At 39.3% G+C, this 5,944-nt stretch carries 5 protein-coding genes; all 5 read right to left on the bottom strand.

The window, feature by feature from the left end:
• Positions 1 to 3 precede the first annotated feature (3 nt).
• The gene (locus ACOVO2_RS12905; protein WP_421770376.1) at positions 4 to 1,365 is read right to left on the bottom strand and encodes an amidohydrolase; all 1,362 of its coding nucleotides are present in this window, start codon (positions 1,363 to 1,365) and stop codon (positions 4 to 6) included.
• A 56-nt stretch (positions 1,366 to 1,421) separates the two neighbouring features.
• Complete coding sequence (locus ACOVO2_RS12900; RefSeq protein ID WP_421770375.1) at positions 1,422 to 2,297, bottom strand: glycerophosphodiester phosphodiesterase family protein; 876 nt, start codon at positions 2,295 to 2,297, stop codon at positions 1,422 to 1,424.
• A gap of 40 nt (positions 2,298 to 2,337) precedes the next feature.
• Positions 2,338 to 3,666, bottom strand: a complete 1,329-nt coding sequence (locus ACOVO2_RS12895; RefSeq protein ID WP_421770374.1) for a galactokinase — start codon at positions 3,664 to 3,666, stop codon at positions 2,338 to 2,340.
• A gap of 64 nt (positions 3,667 to 3,730) precedes the next feature.
• Positions 3,731 to 4,909, bottom strand: coding sequence for a thiolase family protein (locus ACOVO2_RS12890; RefSeq protein WP_421770373.1), 1,179 nt, complete (start codon positions 4,907 to 4,909; stop codon positions 3,731 to 3,733).
• A gap of 30 nt (positions 4,910 to 4,939) precedes the next feature.
• A partial coding sequence (gluP, locus tag ACOVO2_RS12885; protein ID WP_421770372.1) for a glucose/galactose MFS transporter occupies positions 4,940 to 5,944 on the bottom strand: 1,005 nt, incomplete at its 5' end.

The following is a 5,944-nucleotide window of genomic DNA, read 5'->3' as shown; positions in this document are numbered from 1 at the left end:
TATTTATTTACTCTTTTTTGCTTTTTTATTTGTTGCACTTGCTTGATTATCAGTAGTTTTTACGGCATTCATTTCCATATAATCTACTGTCAGAGCTGCTAGAGATTTTACACCTAGCGTAAAGCCAGATTCGTCGATATAAAAATCAGGTGTATGGTGTGGGGCAGGAGTTGTGCTACCTTTGGGTTTTCCACCTAAGAAAAAGAAGAAACCAGGTACTTTTTGTTGGAAGAAACTAAAGTCTTCTGCTCCTGTTTGTACTGGCTGAACTTTTACATTTTCTTTTCCTGCTATACCTTCAACCGAACCAATCATTTTTTCAGTTAAAGCTGGGTCATTGTAGGTTACTGGATAGCCCGTATCAATCGTTACATCCGCTTTCGCACCAGCACTTTCGGCAATGTTCGTGGCCACTTCTTTGATTCTTCTATGAACTAAATCACGTTGTTCTGTGCCAAAAGTTCTGATTGTTCCAATCATATCCAATGACTCAGAAATAATATTTTGGCGAATACCACCGTGAATCGCACCAACTGTAACAATAGCTGGGTTTTCTGTGATATTTACGTTTCTACTTACAATTGTTTGTAAACCCATTACAATTTGAGAGGCTGTAACGATTGGGTCAATACCCGACCATGGATTGGCTCCATGCGTTTGCTTGCCATTTATCTTGATTGCCAATTGGTCAACAGCTGCCATTGTAGCACCCGGACGATAGCCGATTGTGCCAACTTCAGTAACCGAGCTTATATGCAAACCAAAAACTGCATCAACCTTTGGGTTTTCCATTACACCTTCCATCACCATCAATTCAGCACCAGATTTGCCATTTTTCAATAGTTTTGGGTCATAAACACCTTCTTCGGCTGGTTGAAATAAGAACTTGACCGTTCCTGCTATTTCATTTTTCATTGAAGATAAAACCTCTGCCACACCCATTAAAATTGCGACGTGCGAATCGTGTCCGCAAGCGTGCATTACCCCCGTTTTTTGTCCGTTATAAACTGTGCTAACAGTAGATTTAAAAGGAATATCCACACGTTCAGTAACTGGAAGTCCGTCCATATCGGCACGAAGGGCTACCACTGGACCAGGTTTTCCGCCTTTTAAAATTCCAACAACACCAGTAACCGCCACATTTTCCTGTACCTCAATTCCGAGCGAGCGAAGATGGTCAGCTACAATTTTAGCTGTTCTTATCTCCATGTTTCCAAGTTCTGGATGCTCATGGAAATCACGACGCCAAGAAATAACTTTTTTCTCGATGGCATCAGCACCAGCATTGATTTTTGGTTTAAGAGCAGATTGTCCGAATGTGAGGCCGCAGGAAATACACAGGGCCGTGGTTAGGATTTTTTTCATTGGTTTTATATTAGTTTAGTATATTCAAATATAGTCAAAATTCGGTTAGGTAGTGTTTATTTTGTACTAATTGCTTTGAATGCTTCAATGGCTCGGTCGGTTGAAAGTATATCTGCACCATTTTTCACCCATTCGTTGTATAAATTATCACTTTTTGCGGCTGCCATCTTATCAAGGTTTCCAAGTGTTCCGAGAATGGTGCAAATACCCTTTTTGTGCAGAAAATCATTGAATTCTTTGTTTGGCTCACGAGTTCCAATAAAGGCAACCATATTTTTATCGGGAATTCCAGCATTTTGGTATCGTTCATATTCTTTCATATCACGAATCGTCACCGAAATCATCAAATTTGGGTTGAGCTTGTAAACTTCTTTCGCTTGATTGACATCGTAAGTGATAATGACAGAATATTCTTCGGCTTTTAGTTTTTCAACCATCTCAACTACTTTTCGGTATGGTGTATTTCGTTTTACATCAAGCGTGAAAATTACTTTATTTCTTCCCCAATTTAAAACTTTTTCGAGTGTAGGTATTTCAAAATTAGTCAGATTTCCAGCGTTGTCTTTCAATTTTACCGACTTGAAATCTGACCAGTTTTTTTCAATAATTTTTCCTTTTCCAGTGGTTGTGCGGTCGAGTGAATTATCGTGCATCATCATCAATACGCTATCTTTCGTGTATTCGATGTCACATTCGATGATAGCGGGCATTTGTTTGGCCAAAAAATCAAATGACTCGATGCAGTTTTCTGGATAACCCGCAATGTCACCACCACCTCTATGGGCAGAAATCATTGGCTTGAAATTTTCATTGTACTTCAAAAAAGCCATTAAGCCTTTTTTCGGTACGGCTACATAGGTGCTTGATTTAGAAGTTTTACAACCATAAATCAGCACGATTATCAATGAAGATAAGGCAAATATTTTTTTCATTTTGTGGTGAAGTGTAAAATTATAAAAAGGCTTTTGGTAATTACTCAAAGAAAACCAGTGAATTTTGATTGGTTTGTGCTTGGTAATCTTCAAATAGTTGTTTGGCTGATTGAAGTCCTTTTTCGCCATAAACCATTAGGCAGACGGTTCCGCCACTTCCTCCACCTGTAATTTTTGCTCCGTAAACGCCATTTTGATAGCCTTTTATTCTTGCCATATTCACAATTTTATCAGTCATTTCATTACCCAACCCGCAATTATTATAACTTTCATGTGCTTGATACATGAGTTCTCCCATAATCGGAAGTGTATCTTCATAATTGTGTTCGTTGACTGACTTTAACAACTGTTTGAAAGAATTTACACGATAGTTTTCGTAAATCGGGTGTTTTGCACAGGCCTTTATATTGTAAAAAGTATCAGGTTTGATGACTGAAAGAGCGTCGGTAACTACACCAAAATCATGGATAAAATCTTTACCGTACATTGAGTTGAGGCTACGAGCAAAGTCTGCTTCAAATAAAGATGGACTAATATTACTCAAAAATCCTCCAAATGGTAATTCTGAATTTTTCTTCGTTTTTAAATCTTCTTTTGAGACGCCTATTTTTTGTGCGATAATTGAATAACCCATGAAAGCTGCTGCACGGACCTCGCTATATGAAGCACCACTAACAGCGTGTTTTACGCCACTATCAATTCCCACAAAGTATAAGTTTTCGGGAATTTCTACTAAGTCATAAAGTCTGTCGGGTTGGCATAAAATAGGTAGTAGCTTATTGTTATCACCAAAATAAGAGGCAAGTTGGTCCATCAAACCGCATGGAGCTCCGACAACCAAATTCTCGGCCATTTGGGCCAATTTTGGTAGTTCAGTATCAGTTAATTCTACATGAAAGAGTTCAGTAATTGCTTTCAAGGTGGCCACTTCAAGTGCAGCCGATGACGAAACCCCTTTACCAACAGGTACTTCCGATTGTATCAAGATGTCGAGGCCGCCTAATTTTATCTTTTTCTCATTGCTTAAAACTAAATAACAGCCAACAATGTATGATGCCCAATCTCCGCCATCAATGTTTTTTAAGTATTTCTGAGCCTCGTTGTAGTTGTTTGGAATCTCATCTAAATCAATATAAATTTCATTTTGAGAGCCAATATCCAAACTTTTGATATGAAGTTGATTATAATTCCTGATTCCGATAGTAGCGGTTGCTTTCTGCGAAATAGATTTTTGCAAAACCATCGAACCCGAATAGTCGGCTATTCCACCCATTACGTCCATTCTACCGGGAGAGGTGGCTTGTACTAATATTTGATTAGGACCAAAAAACTTTTGTAATGCACTACTTGAATCAGAATTTACTTTCATTGCAATAAAAAAAAACCTTACGAGTTAGAATGTGCTCGCAAGGTTTGAATTTTGTTTATAAATATCAAATTTTTTCAATAATAATGGCACTTGCACCACCGCCGCCATTGCAAATGGCTGCCATACCAAACTTGGCATTTTTTTGATGTAATACGTTTAATAGAGTCGTAACAATTCTTGCACCTGAGCAACCTAGTGGGTGTCCGAGCGATACTGCACCACCAAAAATATTAAGTTTTTCGTGACTTATACCAAAATTTTTGGCAAAAGCCATTGGAACTACCGCAAATGCTTCGTTGACTTCAAAGTAATCAATGTCAGCAATGGTCAAACCGGCTCTTTTTAATGCTTTTTCAGCGGCAATGATTGGGGCAGTCGTAAACCACTCTGGTTCATGCTCGCCATCGGCGTAAGCAATGATTCTTGCAATTGGTTTTAAACCATTTTTCTCAACTGCTTCCGATGACGCCAAAACTAAAGCCGCTGCACCATCGTTGATTGTTGAGGCATTGGCTGCCGTAACTGTTCCTTCTTTCGTAAAAACCGGGCGTAAAGTTGGAATTTTTTCAAAATTTACGTTTTTGAACTCCTCATCCTCGGCAATTACCTTCACATTTCCTTTTCGGTCAGTGACTTCAACTGGCGTCACTTCATTCGCAAAAGCTCCGCTTGCCCAAGCATCGGCCGAACGTTTGTATGATTGAATGGCAAAAGCATCTTGTTCTTCTCGGCTTATTTCAAACTTTTGGGCAGTTGCATCTGCAAAGCAGCCCATCGCTTTATTGTCATAAACATTCGTTAGACCATCTTTAGCCAAGCCGTCAATCAATTCGCCATTGCCGTATCCGTAACCATAACGTGCTTTCGACAAATAAAATGGTATGTTTGACATGCTTTCCATACCACCAGCCACAACAATATCGTTTTGACCCAATTCGATGGATTGGCTACCAAACATGATTGACTTCATGCCCGATGCACAAACTTTATTGATGGTCGTGACATTGGTTTTATTGCTTAATCCTGCTCCGAGTGTTGCCTGACGGGCTGGTGCTTGACCAACATTTGCCTGACACACATTGCCATAAAGTACCTCCTCAACCTGATTAGGTTCGATACCTGCTTTTTCGATGGCCGCTTTGATGGCCGTCGCACCAAGATTTGGTGCCGAAATACTTGCTAATGCACCACCAAAACTACCGATTGGTGTACGTACAGCTGAAATTATAAAAGATTGTTGCACAAAAATGTTGGTTTATAGAATTGATGAAAATTACCAAGTCTTCTTTTTATAACCAAGCATCGCAAAATAGAGTACAAAACCGTATAAAGGAATCATGATGATATAGGCAGTTTGCGAATTTTGCAATGAATCAGCCAAACTTCCATAGACAAGTGGTAAAATTGCTCCACCTGCAATCATCATTATCAACCATGCTGAACCTGTTTTTGTGAATTTCCCAAGCCCATCAATAGCAAGTGGCCATATTGCGGGCCACATGATGGCATTTGCTAAGCCTAAAATTGCGATACATAGCACTGACGTAAAGCCAGTGGTTATGAGTGCAAATATAGTAACGATTATGCCAAAAATAGATGAAAGTTTTAGCCAAGTTTGCTGAGAAACATATTTTGGTATCAAAATTATGCCTAAAACGTAGCCAAGCATCATCAACCATAGTGTATAAGTACCAAATTGGCTGGCTTCCTCGCTCGAAAAACCTAAAGACATGCCGTAACTTATGATAGAATCACCGGCAATTACTTCAACGCCTACGTAGCAAAATAAGGCAACCAAGCCCAAAACTAAGTTCGGAAAATCGAAGATACTTGTTTTACCTGAGTTTATTGAATTGTCGTTGCCTTCTTGCTCTTCGCTTACTTCGGGTAAACCTTTGGTTAATAAAATTAATACAGCCAGTGCAATCAAAACGCCCGTGAGTATCATGTATGGAGTGATAACTTTTGCAAGTTGTTCTTTTGATGATAGAGTTGCACCTGCTACACTTCCTGCCAATAAAATTCCACCGAAAACTTTTTGACTGATGATTCCTGCGGTTTTATTGGCAATTCCTAAAATACTAATACGTTGTGCGGCACTTTCTCGCGGCCCCAGAATTGTTGCATAGGGGTTCGAGGCTGTTTGCAAAAGTGTCAAACCAATGCCTATCGTAAATAAACCAGCCAAAAACAGAGGATATGATTCGGCTTTTGCGGCAGGAACAAAAATAAAAGTGCCAATTGCCATGATTGCTAAGCCTACCGACATTCCCTTTTT

This window comes from Emticicia sp., assembly GCF_049241225.1.
Lineage (GTDB): Bacteria > Bacteroidota > Bacteroidia > Cytophagales > Spirosomataceae > Emticicia.
The sequence above is the reverse complement of the archived record's forward strand: the minus strand, read 5'-3'. Positions and strand labels throughout refer to the sequence as shown.